Raw genomic sequence first — 15869 nt, forward strand, 5'->3', positions numbered from 1 at the left:
GGTGTCTCAAGACCTCAGACGAGCAATGTCCTTCTCCGATCAACGACAACAGGGCCGTCATCGAAAGTACGCCCGGGCAGGGCCTGGGGCAAACGAATTACTCAGCAGGCGTCGCGCAACAGCTCGGCGAGGTCCTCGTCCAGGCCGAGGTGGAGGTGCTCGCGGCCCGCAGGAACCAGCCCCTGCGCCCGCTCGAGGAAACGCCGCAGTTCGGAGGAGCGGATGTGGATCACCGCGGTGCCCTCGGGAGCGTGGAACTCCACAACCGTGCGGTCGTATCCGTACGGCCGCACCCGCACGTCACCCAGTCCCGTCGGCGCCTCCATGCCCTCCGTGAGCAGCTCGCGCGAGAACGCCCAGGACACCTGGGTGCCCTCCAGGGTCGCCGGAGGAGGGAATTCCATGCTGACGGCGAACGGATCCGCAGGGTCGTAGCGGAGGGTCGTCGGTACGGATTCCATCTGCGGCGCGGATGCGACCAGACGTGCCTGCACGGCCTGCTCGATGACGGTGGACAAGGCCCGCTCCCTCTCTTCGATACGGCGCGGCGACGTCTCCACGCACAGAGGAAGACGGTGGAACGGCGAAATCCGTGCATCGGTGGGAAAGGCCGGGGCAGTGAGCTGCGTCACCGCCGGCGGCGGTGCAACCGGCACGGGACGCGGTCTGGACCGGGTGCCGGTGGTGGGCTACGTTCGCGCGCCATGACGTCCATGGGGAAGACGAGACGAACGGTGTCGCTGGGACTGTGCGGGGCGGCGCTTGCCGCGGCCCTCGCCGCCCCGGGCACGGCGCAGGCCGGCGAGCGGTGGCAACCGCACTGGGAACTCAAGCAGACCGGCACGGAGGTGCGGTTCCGGGGGCTCGCCGCCGTCACCCGGGACACCGCGTGGGCCGCGGGTTCCAAGGGCACGGTGCTCCGCACCACCGACGGCGGCAGGAACTGGCGGAACGTCTCCCCGCCGGGCGCCGGTGAGCTGGAGTTCCGGGACATCGAGGCCTTCGACGGCAGACGGGCCGTCGTCCTGGCCATCGGAGAGGGCGAGGCATCCCGTGTCTTCCGCACCGGCGACGGCGGGGCGACCTGGACCGAGTCCTTCCGCAACACCGATCCGAAGGCCTTCTACGACTGCATCACCTTCTTCGACAGCAGCCACGGCCTCGCGATGAGCGATCCGGTCGACGGGAAGTACCGGATCCTGTCGACCGGCGACGGCGGCAAGTCCTGGAAGGTGCTGCCGAGCGAGGGGATGCCGCCCGCCCAGCCCGGCGAGGCGGGCTTCGCGGCGAGCGGCCAGTGCCTGGTCAGCTCCGGGCCCAAGGACGTCTGGCTGGCGACCGGAGGCGGCGCCACCGCGCGCGTCCTGCACTCCGCGGACCGCGGACTGCACTGGACAGCCGCCGAGTCGACCGTCCCGGCCGGCGACCCGGCCCGCGGCGTGTTCGGCCTCGCCTTCCGCGATCGCACGCACGGACTCGCCGTCGGCGGCGACTACCGGGCCGGCCAGGCGTCCCCGCAGGCCGGGGCGGTGACCCGGGACGGCGGCCGCAGCTGGCGGCAGGCGACGACCCCGCCGCCCGCCTACCGCTCGGGAGTCACCTGGCTCCCGCACAGCCGGTCAGCCGCGCTCGCCGTCGGCCCCACCGGTACGGACCTGACGACGGACGGCGGCCGCAGCTGGCGCACCGTCGACACCGGCTCCTACGACACCGTCGACTGCACACCGGACTTCGGCTGCTGGGCGGCGGGCGAGAAGGGACGCGTGGCACGCCTGGAGCGGTGACGAGCGGTGACGAGCGGTGCCGAGGACGGATGCCGTCGCCACCGGGCGCGCGCCCGTACGCCGCCTGCGCCAGGCCGGATCGGTCGTGACAGGCGGCCTACGGGCGGCCGGAAGCGCTCCGGGCGTCTGCCCTACGCGAGAGGCTGCTGCCTGTACTGCTCCAGCGCCGGCGCCGTCTTCGTGGCCACGAACTCCGTGATCCGGTACTCGCACACCCCGCCCACCGTGTACGGGTCGGCCGCCGCGATCGCCTCGATGCGTACGCGGTCGGCGCCGACGGCGATCAGCACACCGCCGTCGCGCGGGTTCTTGCGGCCCGAGGCGAGGACGACGCCCTCCTCGTACAGGGCCTCCAGCCAGGCCACATGAGCTTCCAACAGTTCGTCGACACGCTCGATCGGTGCGGTGTAGGTCAATTCCATTACGAACATGATCGGCAGGTTAGCCGGGTGTCTAAGGTGGAAGTCACCATGACCACCATCAGGACACCCGCCGACGCGACCGAGGCCCGCGCCGTCCAGGACGAGCTGCGCGCCCGCGTCGTACTCGACGAGCCCGGGCCGCCGCCCGGCAGCGGCCTGGTCACCGGAGTGGACGTGGCCTACGACGACGAGCGCGACATCGTCGTCGCGGCCGCCGTCGTCCTCGATGCCCGCACGCTCGCCGTCGTCGAGGAGGCCACCGCGGTCGGCAAGGTGGCATTCCCCTACATACCGGGGCTCCTCGCCTTCCGTGAGATCCCGACCGTGCTGGCCGCGCTGGAGTCCCTGAAGGCCGGCCCCGGGCTCGTCGTCTGCGACGGTTACGGCCGCGCCCACCCCCGCCGTTTCGGACTCGCCAGCCACCTCGGCGTCCTCACCGGACTGCCGGTGATCGGCGTCGCCAAGAACCCCTTCACCTTCACCGCCGACCCGCCGGGCGACCGGCGCGGGGACGTCTCGCCGCTCCTCGCGGACGACGGCGAGGAACTCGGCAGGGCGCTGCGCACCCAGGCCGGCGTCAAGCCGGTGTACGTCTCGGTCGGCCACCGCGTCTCGCTCGACAACGCCTGCGCCCACACGCTCGCCCTCGCCCCCCGCTTCCGTCTGCCCGAGTCCACGCGGCGTGCGGACGCGCTGTGCCGGCGCGCGCTGCGGGAGGAGACGGTCGCATGAGTAGCGGAGTGCGGCGATCTGAGTAGCCGTACGGATGCCCGCCGCGCTTCATGATCGGCAGGCTGACCGTATGACGACACACCGAGCCATCCCGAAGCACCGCGCCGCCTCCGCAGCATCTGCCGACTTCCGGCCCGTCGAGCGGGGCGTGAACGCCGTGCTGTTCGGTGCGCTGGTGATCGGGCTCGTGTGGCTGGGTTCGATGGTGTACACGATCGCCGGATGGGCGATGGACTAGGGCGTCGCGTGCGGGGCCCACGCGGCGGAGCCGCACATTGGCACAGCCCCCGCTTCCCGAACCGGGGGCTGCGCCCCCGGCCGCGGGCGGGCCCACCGGACGGTGCCGGCGCGCACCAGGCGGCGGGGAGAAGGCCCTCCGCAGCGCCACGCCCTCGCCCCCGCCGCACACCCCTACCGCGCGTGCGCCACCCGGAAGACGATGCCCGCGGCGCGCAGCCGGGCGATCAGGGCGTCGCCCAGGGCGACGGCCGTGGTGACCTGGCCCGCCGTCGCGGGGAGTTCGTCGAACGCGAGGCTGAGGACCGACTCCGCCAGCATCTTCGCCGTTTCGCCGTAGCCGGGGTCACCGCCCGACACCTCCGTGAAGACCCGGTGCCCCCCGCCCTCGCCGACGAAGCGGACGCGGAACCAGCTCCGTTCGCGCTGTTCCGCACTGGGCCCGCGGCCCGGCTCGTAGCGGGCCATCAGCCACTCGCGGGCGGGCGGGACCTGGGCCAGTGCCGCGAGGGCCCCGAGCGCGGCGGGGCCGCCGAGTGCCACCGGGAGCGTCCTGACCGACGCGTAGTGCCGGTACTGGAAGTCGGGGCCGTAGCGCTTGAGCCCCGCCGCCGACCGCGCCACTATCCGCGGGTCCAGCGTCGGGAGCGGCAGCGCCCAGGTGCCGGTCTCCCTGCTGAACCGGGGCGTTCCGAGCGGAGCCCGGGCCCGGCGGCCCACCAGCCGCGGCTCGTGCAGCCGCCGCTCCCGCGCCGCCCGCACGGCCTCGCGCTGCCGGCCCATCGCGGTGACGGCGGACGCGAACGTACCGCCGGAGAACATCCCGCCACCGCTGACGAAACCGTCGACCCGCAGCGGCACGTCCTGTGGCAGCTGCTGGACCGTGAAGTAGGCGCCCAGGTCGTGCGGTACGGAGTCGAATCCGCAGGCATGCACGAGCCGGGCCCCCGTCTCGCGGGCGCGCGCGTCGTGGCGTACGAACATCGTGTCCACGAACTCCGGCTCACCGGTGAGGTCGGCGTAGTCCGTCCCGGCCTCGGCGCAGGCGGCGACCAGCGGCTCCCCGTACCAGACGTACGGGCCGACGGTCGTGGCGACGACACGGGTGGACTCGGCGAGTTCGCGCAGCGAGTCCGGGTCCGAGGCGTCGGCGACGAGCAGCGGCAGCTCGGAACAGGCCGGATCGATCGCGGCGAGCCGCTCGCGCAGCCGCTCCAGCTTGGCCGCGCTGCGCCCGGCGACGGCCCAGCGGCAGTCCTTGGGCGCATGCGTCGCCAGGTACTCCGCGGTGAGTGTCCCGACGAAGCCGGTGGCTCCGAAGAGCACGATGTCGTACGGCCGCTCCGGTCCGTTCTGCCTGTTCAATGACCCCTCCGCCTGCTAGCCCCGCGCCGATGTCGCTGGGCGAGGCTAGCGTGGGACCGGACGGACCGTGCGACCGGGAGGAGCGGGATGGCGGCACCACCGAAGGCGGCCCTGGCGAAATGGGAGAGGGTGCGGTCCTTTGCCCTGGGTCTGCCGGGCGCAGGCGAGGAATTCCCGTGGGGCGACACCGTCGTGAAGGTCAACAAGAAGATCTTCGTCTTCCTGGGCACGAACGACGGCAGCTATCCGCTCGGTATCGGGGTCAAGCTGAAGGACGAGGCGATACATGCGCACGCCCTGTCCTGCCCGGGTGCCGAGCCGTCGGGATACGGCCTGGGGAAAGCGGGCTGGGTGCAGATCCCCCTGGCCCCGAAGGGCGCTCCCGGTGCCGACGTGCTCTGCGACTGGGTCGAGGAGAGCTACCGCACCATCGCCACGAAGAAGCTGATCGCAGAGCTGGACGCGCGCTGACGACGACGCGCACTGGTGACGACGCGCACGCGTCCAGATCTCCGAGGTCACCGGTAGTCGTCGGGGTGGTCCTGCATCCAGACGTTGATCCGGTCGCGTGTGCCCAGGAGTTCCGCCTCGTGCTTCTTGAGGTTCGGGTAGCTCCGGTCCGCGCCGATGGTCTTGTGCAGCTCCCCGATCCAGGCGATGGGCTCGGGGAAGTGCCCGGGGCCCTTGGGATCGGCCTTCATCGCGGCGTCCAGCCCTTCCAACTCGTCGTACACGCGCCCGAGGACATACGCGCAGTTCCCCTCGGTCGTGCAGCTGTCGTCGAGCGTGGCCTGCAGCCCGGCGAACGCGTCGGGGACCTTTTCGGGTCCGGGTGTGGGCATCACGGTGGCCGCGTCAGCCGTCGGCGCCTCGTCCGCCGCCGTGGGAGACGCGGGAGCCGCGGCTGCCGTCGGGCTGTCCGTGACGCCGCCGGGCTCCGCGCCGTCCACGGACGAGCAGGAGATCAGCAGTGCCGCCGGAAGTGCGACGAGCGATGCGACGCGGACGGGGCGGGGTATACGCATGAAGTCTCCGTTCTCGGATCCGGCGGGCAGACTCTACTGCCACCGGCGAGAAAACCAAGCGCTTGCTCGCCTCAAGGGCTTGTGCGGAGTGGAACGCGTTCTTAACATCACTGATGTTACATCAGTTGTGTCATAGTGCTGGGGGCTTGATGGCAGCGACAGGGAACGGTCCGCCGAGCGGTCCGCTGGCCGGAGTTCGCGTGGTCGAACTGGCGGGAATCGGACCCGGTCCGTTCGCCGCCATGCTGCTCGCCGACCTCGGCGCCGATGTCGTGAGGATCGACCGCCCCGGCGGCGCGGGACTCGCGATCGACCCGGCGTACGACCTCACCAACCGCAGCAAGCGGTCCGTGCTCGTCGATCTGAAGGCCGACGGCGGGCCCGAGCAGGTCCTGGACCTGGTCGAGCGCGCCGATGTGCTGATCGAGGGGTACCGCCCCGGAGTCGCCGAGCGGCTCGGCATCGGACCCAAGGAGTGCCACGCCCGCAACCCGCGGCTGGTGTACGGGCGGATGACCGGCTGGGGCCAGGAGGGGCCGCTCGCCCAGCGGGCCGGACACGACATCGCGTACATCGCCGTCACCGGCACCCTCGGCATGATCGGGAAGCCCGACGAGCCGCCCGCCGTACCCGCCAACCTCGTCGGCGACTACGCCGGCGGTTCGCTCTATCTCGTCATCGGCGTGCTCGCCGCACTGCAGCACGCTCGCACTCCCGGCGGCACCGGCCAGGTCGTGGACGCGGCGATCGTCGACGGGGCCGCGCATCTCGCCACGATGATCCACGGGATGATGGCGGCGGGCGGCTGGCAGGATCGGCGCGGTGCGAACCTCCTCGACGGCGGCTGCCCCTTCTACGGGAACTACGAGACCGCCGACGGGCAGTACATGGCGGTCGGGCCGCTCGAGCAGCAGTTCTACAACGAGTTCGTCGAGCTGCTCGGCATCACGGACGAGGCCCCGGCCCGCAAGGACTTCGCCCGCTGGGGCGAGCTGCGCCGGGTCGTGGCCGACCGCTTCCGTACGAAGACGCGCGAGGAGTGGACGGCGGTCTTCGAGGGCTCCGACGCGTGTGTCGCGCCCGTGCTGTCACTGCGCGAGGCCCCGTCCCATCCGCATCTCGCCGCGCGGAGCACCTTCGTCCACCACGGCGGGATCACCCAGCCGGCGCCCGCGCCGCGGTTCTCCGAGACGCCGGGTTCCGTGCGGCGCCCGCCCGCGCAGCCGGGCGCGGACACCGAAGAGGTGGCACGCGACTGGGACGTGCCGAGCATCCGGCAGCAGGGCGGGGAGCAATGAAGGGGCGGGAGCAGTGAAGGGAATGAGCGGAATGAGTGGAACAGGCGGAATGGAACGACAGATCTTCGGCGCCGAGCACGACGCGTTCCGCGAGACCGTCCGGACCTTCCTCGCCAAGGAGGTGCTGCCGCACTACGAGCAGTGGGAGAAGGACGGCATCGTCTCGCGTGCCGCCTGGCTGGCGGCGGGCAGGCAGGGACTCCTCGGGCTCGCCGTTCCCGAGGAGTACGGCGGAGGCGGGAACGCCGACTTCCGCTACAGCGCCGTGCTCGCCGAGGAGTTCGCCCGGGCCGGTGCCGCCGGGCTCGCCATCGGGCTGCACAACGACATCATCGGCCCGTACCTCACCTCGCTCGCCACCGAGGAGCAGAAGCGGCGCTGGCTGCCCGGCTTCTGCAGCGGCGAGATCATCACCGCCATCGCGATGACCGAGCCGGGTGCCGGCTCCGACCTCCAGGGCATCCGCACCACCGCGGAGGACCGCGGCGACCACTGGCTGCTCAACGGCTCCAAGACGTTCATCTCCAACGGCATCCTCGCCGACCTGGTGATCGTCGTCGCGAAGACGACCGCCGAGGGCGGGGCCAGGGGACTGTCGCTGCTCGTCGTCGAGCGCGGCATGGAGGGCTTCGAGCGCGGCCGCAACCTCGACAAGATCGGCCAGAAGGCGCAGGACACGGCGGAGCTCTTCTTCACCGACGTACGCGTCCCGAAGGAGAACCTGCTCGGCGACCTCCACGGCGCCTTCCTCCATCTGATGACCAATCTCGCCCAGGAGAGGCTCAACATCGCGGTCGCCGGGATCGCGGCGGCCGAGTTTCTGCTGGAGATCACCACGCAGTACGTGAAGGAGCGCGAGGCGTTCGGGCGCTCGCTCGCCAAGCTCCAGCACATCCGCTTCGAGATCGCCGAGATGGCCACCGAGTGCGCCGTCACCCGCACGTTCCTCGACCGCTGCATCGTCGATCACTCGAACGGGGAGCTCGACGCCGTGCATGCGTCGATGGCCAAGTGGTGGGCCACGGAGCTGCAGAAACGCGTCGCCGACCGCTGCCTCCAGCTGCACGGCGGATACGGCTACATGAGTGAGTACCGGGTCGCGAAGGCGTTCACGGACGGCCGCATCCAGACGATCTACGGCGGCACCACCGAGATCATGAAGGAGATCATCGGCCGCTCCCTGCTCTCCTGACCCCGGTCCTCACCCGTCCCTTCCCACTCCTCACTCCGTTTGCGCAGCTCTCATTCGTGATGCGAAAGGCTCTGTCTTGAGTACCGAAGCGTTTGTGTACGACGCGATCCGCACCCCGCGCGGCCGCGGAAAGGCCAACGGCGCCCTGCACGGCACCAAGCCCATCGACCTCGTCGTCGGGCTGATCCACGAGATCCGCGCCCGCCACCCGGAGCTGGACCCGGCGGCCATCGACGACATCGTCCTCGGCGTCGTCGGCCCGGTCGGCGACCAGGGCTCCGACATCGCCCGTATCGCCGCCATCGCGGCCGGACTGCCGGACACCGTCGCGGGCGTGCAGGAGAACCGCTTCTGCGCCTCGGGTCTGGAGGCCGTCAACCTGGCCGCGGCGAAGGTCCGCTCCGGCTGGGAGGACCTGGTGCTCGCCGGCGGCGTCGAGTCGATGTCCCGGGTGCCGATGGCGTCCGACGGCGGCGCCTGGTTCGCCGACCCGATGACCAACTTCGACACCGGCTTCGTACCGCAGGGCATCGGTGCCGACCTGATCGCCACCATCGAGGGCTTCTCGCGGCGCGACGTCGACGAGTACGCGGCGCTCTCCCAGGAGCGGGCCGCGGCCGCCTGGAAGGACGGGCGCTTCGACCGCTCCGTCGTCCCGGTGCAGGACCGCAACGGGCTGGTCGTGCTCGACCACGACGAGCACATGCGCCCGGGCACCACCGCCGACTCGCTGGCCGCGCTCAAGCCCTCGTTCGCGGGCATCGGCGACATGGGCGGCTTCGACGCCGTCGCGCTGCAGAAGTACCACTGGGTCGAGAAGATCGACCACGTCCACCACGCCGGCAACTCCTCGGGCATCGTGGACGGCGCCTCGCTCGTCGCGATCGGCTCCAAGGCCGTCGGCGAGCGGTACGGGCTCACGCCCCGGGCCCGCATCGTCTCCGCGGCGGTCTCGGGCTCCGAGCCCACCATCATGCTCACCGGCCCGGCCCCGGCGACCCGCAAGGCCCTGGCCAAGGCCGGACTGACCATCGACGACATCGACCTGGTCGAGATCAACGAGGCGTTCGCCGCGGTCGTGCTGCGCTTCGTACGGGACATGGGGCTCTCCCTGGACAAGGTCAACGTCAACGGCGGCGCCATCGCGCTCGGCCACCCGCTCGGCGCCACCGGCGCGATGATCCTCGGCACGCTCGTCGACGAACTGGAACGCCAGGACAAGCGGTACGGCCTGGCAACGCTCTGCGTCGGCGGCGGCATGGGCGTCGCCACCGTCGTCGAGCGTCTCTGACCGTCCCGTCCCTTCCCCTTCCCGCCGTACGGAGAGCAGCAATGGCAGCAACACCGACGAGTTCCACCATCCGCTGGGAACAGGACGAGACCGGCGTCGTCACCCTCGTCCTCGACGACCCCAACCAGTCCGCCAACACGATGAACCAGGCCTTCAAGGACTCCATCGCGGCGATCGCCGACCGCGCCGAGGCCGAGAAGGACTCGATCCGCGGCATCATCTACACCTCCGCCAAGAAGACCTTCTTCGCGGGCGGCGACCTCAAGGACATGATCAGGCTCCGGCCCGAGGACGCCCGGCTCGCCTTCGACACCGGCACGGCCATCAAGAACTCGCTGCGCCGCATCGAGACCCTCGGCAAGCCGGTCGTCGCGGCCATCAACGGTGCCGCCCTCGGCGGCGGTTACGAGATCGCGCTCGCCTCCCACCACCGCATCGCGCTCGACGCGCCCGGCTCCAAGATCGGCCTGCCCGAGGTCACCCTCGGCCTGCTCCCCGCGGGCGGTGGCGTCACCCGCACCGTGCGCCTCATGGGCATCGCGGACGCGCTGCTGAAGGTGCTGCTGCAGGGAACCCAGTACGCCCCGCAGCGCGCGCTGGAGAACGGCCTTGTCCACGAAGTGGCCGCCACGCCCGAGGAGATGCTCGCCAAGGCGCGCGCCTTCATCGACGCCCACCCCGAGTCCCAGCAGCCCTGGGACGTCAAGGGCTACAGGATCCCGGGCGGTACGCCGTCCAACCCGAAGTTCGCCGCCAACCTGCCCGCCTTCCCGGCCAACCTCAAGAAGCAGCTGAACGGCGCCCCGTACCCGGCACCGCGCAACATCCTCGCGGCCGCCGTCGAGGGCTCCCAGGTGGACTTCGAGACCGCGCTGACCATCGAGGCCCGGTACTTCACCGAGCTGGTCACCGGCCAGACCGCCAAGAACATGATCCAGGCGTTCTTCTTCGACCTCCAGGCCGTCAACTCCGGCGCCAACCGCCCCCAGGGCATCGAGCCGCGCCCCGTCCGCAAGGTCGCCGTCCTCGGCGCCGGGATGATGGGCGCGGGCATCGCGTACTCCTGCGCCAGGGCGGGGATCGAGGTCGTCCTCAAGGACGTCGACGCCGACGCCGCCGCGCGCGGCAAGGCGTACTCGGAGAAGCTGCTCGACAAGGCGCTCAGCCGGGGCCGCACGACCGAGGCCAAGCGCGCCGAACTGCTCGCCAGGATCACCCCGACCGCCGACCCGGCCGATCTCGCGGGCTGCGACGCCGTCATCGAGGCCGTCTTCGAGGACCCGGCGCTCAAGCACAAGGTCTTCCAGGAGGTCCAGGGCCTCGTGGAGCCGGACGCGCTGCTCTGCTCCAACACCTCCACGCTGCCCATCACCCTGCTCGCCGAGGGCGTCGAGCGGCCCGCCGACTTCATCGGACTCCACTTCTTCTCGCCCGTCGACAAGATGCCGCTCGTCGAGATCATCAAGGGCGCGCGGACCGGCGACGAGGCGCTGGCCCGCGCCTTCGACCTGGTGCGCCAGATCAACAAGACCCCCATCGTCGTCAACGACTCGCGCGGCTTCTTCACCTCGCGCGTCATCGGGCAGTTCATCAACGAAGGTGTGGCGATGATCGGCGAGGGCATCGAGCCCGCCTCGGTCGAGCAGGCCGCGGGGCAGGCCGGATACCCGGCGAAGGTGCTCTCGCTGATGGACGAGCTGACCCTGACCCTCCCGCGCAAGATCCGTGGCGAGTCGAAGCGGGCCGTGGAGGAGGCCGGCGGTACGTGGGCGGGCCACCCCGCGGACGCGGTGATCGACCGGATGGTCGACGAGTTCGGGCGTACGGGCCGCAGCGGCGGGGCCGGCTTCTACGACTACGTGGACGGCAAGCGGGCCGGGCTGTGGCCGGGGCTGCGCGAGCACTTCGGGAAGCCGAACGTGCAGGTTCCGTTCATCGACATGAAGGAGCGGATGCTCTTCTCCGAGGCGCTGGACACCGTCCGCTGCATCGAGGAGGGCGTGCTGACCTCGGTCGCCGATGCCAACATCGGCTCCATCATGGGCATCGGCTTCCCGGCCTGGACGGGCGGTGTGCTCCAGTACATCAACGGCTACGAGGGCGGCCTGCCCGGCTTCGTCGCCCGGGCGCGTGAGCTGGCCGCGGCTTACGGCGAGCGCTTCGAGCCCCCGTCGCTGCTGGTGCGGAAGGCCGAGAAGGGCGAGGTCTTCACCGACGCCTGAGCCGGCGCCGTCGGCGAAAGGCAGGGCCCCCGTGGATCGCGCGGGGGCCCTGCCCTCATTCGGGCTGCGACTGGAACGCGGCCCGCAGTTCCTCGCGCAGCGACCGCTGGAACGCCGTCACCAGCGCCTGGATCACCATCGGCTGCATGTGCGCCGACAGCGACTTCATCGTCGCGACATGATCGGGATCCGACTCCCGCTCCCGGTACGGCCCCCACACCTCGTCCCGGAACAGCCGGGTCAGTTCGTGCGCAGCCGCGCGCGCGTGCTCCAGGAGCACCGTGCGCGAGGCGAGGATCGTCTCGTGCGCGATGGGGACGTCGAGGAGCTCCACGCCGAGCCGCAGCAGCCCCCCGTCGAGCCGGAACACGTCGGGGACGTCCGCGCGGTCGAGGACGCCCATCGCCGCGAGGCGGTCGACGTCCTGGTCCGACAGCGGACGCCCGGCCCTGCGCTCCAGATCGGCCCGCGCGACCTCCTCGGCCGACTCGGGGGCCCAGGACGACACCAGCGCGCGGTGGATCGCCAGGTCGTGCGCGCTCAGATCGGGCGGCAGCTGTTCCAGATAGCGCTCGATCGCGGCGAGCGTCATTCCCTGGTGCTGCAGCTCCTCGATCAGCGCCAGCCGGGACAGGTGGTCCGCGCCGTAGTGCCCGACCCGACGAGGACCGATCACCGGCGGCGGCAGCAGGCCGCGGGTGCTGTAGAACCGGATCGTGCGGACGGTGACCCCGGCCCGCGCGGCCAGCTCGTCGACGGTCAGCGTCAACTCCTCGGTCTCGGTCGCCATGGTCTCCCTCACTCCGCGCGTGCACCGCCTCGGGTGCAACAGTATTGCTGTCTCACCAGTGTTGTGAAAGCGGCGGGAAATTCCGGGCCGATCGTTGTGACGTGGCGCTGTAGTCGCCCCGTGAGCGTTCTGGTTGGCCCGGATGAGCGCTTCATGTGGCCTGCGGCGCAGCGGACTGGGCGAGTTCCGGTACGGGCACTCGATCCGGCCTGCTCCTGCATAGGAGCCCTGGACACGCATTGCCTCCCCGTGTCGGCGATCCAGGTGGCCGCGGATCGCCCTGGGCGGCAGTGTCAGGGGCCGTACCTGTGCTCGGGTCTGTGAACGTCGAAGATCTTGAGTGGCAGGTGCGAACGTACGGCGGTCTCCCTCCTCGAACGGTGAGCCTGCCGAGGGGCTCGGGCACGAGGTGGACGACCGTGTGGAAGTCGGCACGCACGCAGGTGGTCCTCCCTGTCAGCGAGACGGCCGAGATACCGGCCGGCGTCATGGGGCCGGTCCGGCGCAGCCGAAGTCACACGTACGGCATGGCGCTTTCAGCCACACCCAGGCCCCTCGGTCTCCCGATAAGGCGCGCTCCGGTCGGCCCCTGAGCCGACCGCGCCGTGCTGTGCGGCGGCGAGGGCAGCATCGGTGTCGGCGCCGGCCACGTCGGCATTCATGTGGGCTCCGGCCAGGGCGCCGGCTGCGGCGGAGGCGCCGACCTGGGCGGTCAGCTCGGTGGCGTTACCTGCGACCCACAAGCGGGCCCCCAGGGCCCTTACACGTTCACACTGAGCAACCCTTGCGTACCGGGCATATGATGTTGCCTATGACGCAGGGCAACGGCGAGCTCGACAGCCTCGTACGCAAACGGATCCGCGCACTGCGCGTGGCACAGGGATGGTCGCTCGACGAGCTGGCCACCCGCGCCCGGCTCAGCCCGTCCACGCTCAGCCGCATCGAGACCGGCCAGCGCCGCCTTGCGCTGGATCAACTCGTCACCCTCGCCCGCGCCCTGGACACCTCCCTCGACCAGCTGGTCGAGACCGCCACCGACGATGTCATCTCCAGCCCGATGATCGACGCAGCCCACCAGCTGATGCGGTGGCCCATCCGCGCGGACCCGGGCATGACCGTCGTGCGCCAGCGACTGACGAACCCGCCGCCCGACAGCCCCTCGCGCATGCGCGCCCACCCCGGCCGCGAATGGCTCGTCGTCCTCTCCGGCACTGCCATCCTGCTGCTGGGCAACCGGCGCTTTCGCGTGGAGACCAACCAGGCCGCCGAGTTCCCCACGATGCTCCCGCACGCCATCGGCGCCGATGGCGGACCGTGCGAGATCCTCGGCATCTTCGACCGCGACGCCCGCCGCGGCCACCAGCGCAACGAGGGCAGCGGCGAAGCGAGCCGCCCATCGCCATGAATGCGCTGCCCTTCAGCGGCTCCTCCGTGCGGCAAGGTGCCGGAGCACACCTCAGGTCAGCAACGTCTTGCGCAGCGAGCAGGCCCAGCGGCCATCGTCCCGCTCTTCCGGGAAGCGGCCGTGCCGCACGCCCTTGATCCTCTTAGCGTGGCCGGCATGACTCACGCATCCCCCAACACGGCGCACGACCACGGCGCCCACCCGGTCCATCAGCACGGCGCGGACCACGACGCCGACGGTCAGGCGGAGATCCTCGACCTGGACGCGGAAGTGCTTGCCGAGCACATCGCCTCCATCACCGCATGGTTGCCCGTCAAAGCCGACCCCCGTCACATCGTGGATCTGGGCTGCGGGACCGGGGCCGGCACCTTCGCACTGCTCAAACGCTTCCCCCATGCCGAGGTGACCGCCGTCGACACCTCGGCCGGCCACCTGCACCGTCTGCTCGAGAAGGCCAGGACAGCAGGCCTGGCCGATCGAGTGCACATCGTCCAGGCCGATCTCGACGCAGCGTGGCCCGACCTCGCCACGCCCGACCTGGTGTGGGCATCAGCGTCCATGCACCACATGGCCAACCCTGACGACACCCTGCGCCGGGTCCACGACACGCTCACGCCGGGCGGGCTGTTCGCCGTCGTCGAGCTGGCCGGCTTCCCCAGGTTCCTGCCCGAAGACGCTCCCGAAGGCCGTCCCGGTCTCGAGGAACGCTGCCACGCCGCACTCGACCGGCACCACGCCGAGCACGTGCCGTACCGCGGCGCCGACTGGGGATCCGAACTCACCGCCACCGGCTTCGCCATCGAGGCCGAACGCACCATCACCGTGAACATCGGGCCACCCCACACGGAGGCAGTCGGCCGCTACGCACTCAACAGTCTGCGCCGCATGCGCGGCAGCGTCGCCCAGGCACTGGCAGCCGAGGACCTCACCGCCCTCGACGAGCTCCTCGACACCGACAGCCCCCACAGCGTCCTGCGTCGCGACGACCTGACGGTACGCACCGAGCGCACGGTGTGGGCCGCACGACGCACCTGAAGGCGCTTCGTGGCCGACGCGTGACTCAGCCGGCGTGCCGACCGTCGGTGCGCCGGCACCTGCCGACCCGTGTGCCGGGTGGGGCAGGCTCCGTCAGGATTCAGGCCGACCGCGTGAGGATGGCGCGACCGGTGCGCTGCAGTTCCTCGTCGTGCTGGATGCTTCTGAATCGGCCACTGCGGCGGAGCAGGGCGAGCTCCGCGCGGATGCGAGGCAGGGCTGCGTCCGCGCGGTCGCGCACCACCACCGCGCTGCCTGCGTAATCCGGTCCGTCGACGTAGACGGTTTCGCAGAGCTCTACGGCATGGCGCCCGATGCTGACCAGCAGCTCGACGATCGCAGCACGGTCGGGCGTGGCGGGGTCGTCGGCCATGGCGAACAAGAACGGCAGGCTCGCGGTGTGGCTGGGGCCGGCAACGACCTCGGGTCGAGGTGGAGCGCAGCCGCGTCTGTAGGGTTCGCTTGTTCGACAGGCGGGGCGGCAGGCCCCGGGGGAGGGGTGTGGGGCGTGAGCGACGCGGTTCGGAGCAGCGGTTCCTGGGAGATCGGCGATCAGGAGGGCGGCGTACTGGCGGCACGCTGGTGGCAGTGGGCGCTGTCGGCGCCCGACGACATGAGCCCGGTCGCCGACGAGACCGGTGAACACGCGGGCTGGCAGCAGCCGGAGGACCTGTGGTTCCTCTCCGGGACCTACGGAGGCCGTGTGGTCCGGCGGTGCGAGGTGCCCTCCGACCGCCCCCTGTTCTTCCCCGTTCTCAACATCCAGCACACGAAGTACTACTCGCGGAAGCCGCTGACCCTCTCGGTGGCGGAGGCGAAGGCCTTCCTCAACGGAGTACCGCTCTCACTGAGGGAATTCACCGCGCCTCTGTTCCGGGTAGGGCTGCGCATGCATCTCGCCTGGGGGATATGGGCGGGCACAGCTCCCCTGACGCCGGGACAGTACGTCCTGGAGATCAAGGGCAGCACGACCGGCGGGTTCTGGGTCGACACGACGTACCACCTCACCGTCGTGCGCGGGTAGCGCCTTTCCGCAGCTGTCCACGAGCGGGTCCGCTGCACCCCGACCAC

18 protein-coding genes are annotated in these 15869 nt (G+C 71.0%); 11 read left to right on the forward strand and 7 right to left on the reverse strand.

Annotation, left to right across the window (positions count from 1 at the left end; translation table 11 throughout):
- Positions 1-101 precede the first annotated feature (101 nt).
- Positions 102-518, reverse strand: a complete 417-nt coding sequence (ssgD, locus tag ABT078_RS23530; RefSeq protein ID WP_351230789.1) for a spore wall synthesis regulator SsgD — start codon at positions 516-518, stop codon at positions 102-104.
- A 186-nt stretch (positions 519-704) separates the two neighbouring features.
- Here ssgD and ABT078_RS23535 point away from each other — a divergent pair, with 186 nt between their 5' ends.
- Complete coding sequence (locus ABT078_RS23535; RefSeq protein WP_351230791.1) at positions 705-1784, forward strand: WD40/YVTN/BNR-like repeat-containing protein; 1080 nt, start codon at positions 705-707, stop codon at positions 1782-1784.
- Between the two features lie 131 nt (positions 1785-1915).
- On the opposite strand, the gene ABT078_RS23540 is transcribed toward ABT078_RS23535, so the two are convergent.
- Positions 1916-2215: a YciI family protein gene (locus tag ABT078_RS23540; protein WP_351230793.1), complete on the reverse strand. Its 300-nt coding sequence runs from the start codon at positions 2213-2215 to the stop codon at positions 1916-1918.
- Positions 2216-2254: 39 nt separating this feature from the next.
- Between ABT078_RS23540 and ABT078_RS23545 the strand changes: the two genes are divergently transcribed.
- Positions 2255-2938, forward strand: coding sequence for an endonuclease V (locus ABT078_RS23545; RefSeq protein WP_351230795.1), 684 nt, complete (start codon positions 2255-2257; stop codon positions 2936-2938).
- A 70-nt stretch (positions 2939-3008) separates the two neighbouring features.
- Positions 3009-3176 (forward strand): morphogenic membrane protein MmpA, encoded by a 168-nt coding sequence (mmpA, locus tag ABT078_RS23550; protein ID WP_351230797.1) that lies wholly within the window; start codon positions 3009-3011, stop codon positions 3174-3176.
- Between the two features lie 173 nt (positions 3177-3349).
- Here mmpA and ABT078_RS23555 read toward each other — a convergent pair whose 3' ends face one another.
- The gene (locus tag ABT078_RS23555) at positions 3350-4540 is read right to left on the reverse strand and encodes a saccharopine dehydrogenase family protein (protein ID WP_351230799.1); all 1191 of its coding nucleotides are present in this window, start codon (positions 4538-4540) and stop codon (positions 3350-3352) included.
- An 87-nt stretch (positions 4541-4627) separates the two neighbouring features.
- Between ABT078_RS23555 and ABT078_RS23560 the strand changes: the two genes are divergently transcribed.
- The gene (locus ABT078_RS23560; RefSeq protein WP_351230801.1) at positions 4628-5011 is read left to right on the forward strand and encodes an MmcQ/YjbR family DNA-binding protein; all 384 of its coding nucleotides are present in this window, start codon (positions 4628-4630) and stop codon (positions 5009-5011) included.
- Between the two features lie 47 nt (positions 5012-5058).
- On the opposite strand, the gene ABT078_RS23565 is transcribed toward ABT078_RS23560, so the two are convergent.
- On the reverse strand, positions 5059-5565 hold the full coding sequence (locus tag ABT078_RS23565) for a hypothetical protein (RefSeq protein ID WP_351230803.1): 507 nt from the start codon (positions 5563-5565) through the stop codon (positions 5059-5061).
- 149 nt (positions 5566-5714) lie between these two features.
- Between ABT078_RS23565 and ABT078_RS23570 the strand changes: the two genes are divergently transcribed.
- From ABT078_RS23570 to ABT078_RS23585, 4 genes are all read left to right on the forward strand, one after another.
- The gene (locus ABT078_RS23570) at positions 5715-6863 is read left to right on the forward strand and encodes a CaiB/BaiF CoA transferase family protein (protein WP_351230805.1); all 1149 of its coding nucleotides are present in this window, start codon (positions 5715-5717) and stop codon (positions 6861-6863) included.
- A gap of 49 nt (positions 6864-6912) precedes the next feature.
- A complete protein-coding gene (locus ABT078_RS23575) occupies positions 6913-8055 on the forward strand; it encodes an acyl-CoA dehydrogenase family protein (protein ID WP_351230807.1) in 1143 nt (380 codons plus the stop codon).
- Positions 8056-8131: 76 nt separating this feature from the next.
- Positions 8132-9346, forward strand: a complete 1215-nt coding sequence (locus tag ABT078_RS23580) for an acetyl-CoA C-acetyltransferase (protein WP_351230809.1) — start codon at positions 8132-8134, stop codon at positions 9344-9346.
- 41 nt (positions 9347-9387) lie between these two features.
- Complete coding sequence (locus tag ABT078_RS23585; RefSeq protein WP_351230811.1) at positions 9388-11568, forward strand: 3-hydroxyacyl-CoA dehydrogenase NAD-binding domain-containing protein; 2181 nt, start codon at positions 9388-9390, stop codon at positions 11566-11568.
- 55 nt (positions 11569-11623) lie between these two features.
- Here the strand turns inward: ABT078_RS23585 and ABT078_RS23590 are convergent, their stop codons facing one another.
- Positions 11624-12358 carry a MerR family transcriptional regulator gene (locus ABT078_RS23590; protein ID WP_351230813.1) on the reverse strand — a complete coding sequence of 245 codons (735 nt, stop codon included), beginning with the start codon at positions 12356-12358 and terminating at the stop codon, positions 11624-11626.
- 536 nt (positions 12359-12894) lie between these two features.
- Positions 12895-13101, reverse strand: a complete 207-nt coding sequence (locus ABT078_RS23595; RefSeq protein WP_502981283.1) for a hypothetical protein — start codon at positions 13099-13101, stop codon at positions 12895-12897.
- 59 nt (positions 13102-13160) lie between these two features.
- Here ABT078_RS23595 and ABT078_RS23600 point away from each other — a divergent pair, with 59 nt between their 5' ends.
- Together ABT078_RS23600 and ABT078_RS23605 are read left to right on the forward strand one after the other, a co-directional pair.
- Positions 13161-13763: a helix-turn-helix domain-containing protein gene (locus ABT078_RS23600; RefSeq protein WP_351230891.1), complete on the forward strand. Its 603-nt coding sequence runs from the start codon at positions 13161-13163 to the stop codon at positions 13761-13763.
- A gap of 156 nt (positions 13764-13919) precedes the next feature.
- Positions 13920-14798, forward strand: a complete 879-nt coding sequence (locus tag ABT078_RS23605; protein WP_351230815.1) for a class I SAM-dependent methyltransferase — start codon at positions 13920-13922, stop codon at positions 14796-14798.
- A gap of 100 nt (positions 14799-14898) precedes the next feature.
- Here ABT078_RS23605 and ABT078_RS23610 read toward each other — a convergent pair whose 3' ends face one another.
- Positions 14899-15180, reverse strand: coding sequence for a hypothetical protein (locus tag ABT078_RS23610; protein ID WP_351230817.1), 282 nt, complete (start codon positions 15178-15180; stop codon positions 14899-14901).
- Positions 15181-15306: 126 nt separating this feature from the next.
- On the opposite strand from ABT078_RS23610, the gene ABT078_RS23615 reads away from it, so the two are divergent.
- Positions 15307-15822, forward strand: a complete 516-nt coding sequence (locus tag ABT078_RS23615; protein ID WP_351230819.1) for a hypothetical protein — start codon at positions 15307-15309, stop codon at positions 15820-15822.
- Positions 15823-15869 lie beyond the last annotated feature (47 nt).

This window comes from Streptomyces sp. NPDC002133 (assembly GCF_040296405.1).
Classification (GTDB): domain Bacteria; phylum Actinomycetota; class Actinomycetes; order Streptomycetales; family Streptomycetaceae; genus Streptomyces.

What these genes read in the sequence shown, in the direction of transcription:
- ABT078_RS23535 (WP_351230791.1), top strand. Translation starts at nt 705, where the DNA reads ATGACGTCCATGGGGAAGACGAGACGAACGGTGTCGCTGGGACTGTGC.
- ABT078_RS23540 (WP_351230793.1), bottom strand. Translation starts at nt 2,215, where the DNA reads ATGTTCGTAATGGAATTGACCTACACCGCACCGATCGAGCGTGTCGAC.
- ABT078_RS23545 (WP_351230795.1), top strand. Translation starts at nt 2,255, where the DNA reads ATGACCACCATCAGGACACCCGCCGACGCGACCGAGGCCCGCGCCGTC.
- mmpA (WP_351230797.1), top strand. Translation starts at nt 3,009, where the DNA reads ATGACGACACACCGAGCCATCCCGAAGCACCGCGCCGCCTCCGCAGCA.
- ABT078_RS23560 (WP_351230801.1), top strand. Translation starts at nt 4,628, where the DNA reads ATGGCGGCACCACCGAAGGCGGCCCTGGCGAAATGGGAGAGGGTGCGG.
- ABT078_RS23565 (WP_351230803.1), bottom strand. Translation starts at nt 5,565, where the DNA reads ATGCGTATACCCCGCCCCGTCCGCGTCGCATCGCTCGTCGCACTTCCG.
- ABT078_RS23570 (WP_351230805.1), top strand. Translation starts at nt 5,715, where the DNA reads ATGGCAGCGACAGGGAACGGTCCGCCGAGCGGTCCGCTGGCCGGAGTT.
- ABT078_RS23575 (WP_351230807.1), top strand. Translation starts at nt 6,913, where the DNA reads ATGGAACGACAGATCTTCGGCGCCGAGCACGACGCGTTCCGCGAGACC.
- ABT078_RS23585 (WP_351230811.1), top strand. Translation starts at nt 9,388, where the DNA reads ATGGCAGCAACACCGACGAGTTCCACCATCCGCTGGGAACAGGACGAG.
- ABT078_RS23590 (WP_351230813.1), bottom strand. Translation starts at nt 12,358, where the DNA reads ATGGCGACCGAGACCGAGGAGTTGACGCTGACCGTCGACGAGCTGGCC.
- ABT078_RS23600 (WP_351230891.1), top strand. Translation starts at nt 13,161, where the DNA reads ATGTTGCCTATGACGCAGGGCAACGGCGAGCTCGACAGCCTCGTACGC.
- ABT078_RS23605 (WP_351230815.1), top strand. Translation starts at nt 13,920, where the DNA reads ATGACTCACGCATCCCCCAACACGGCGCACGACCACGGCGCCCACCCG.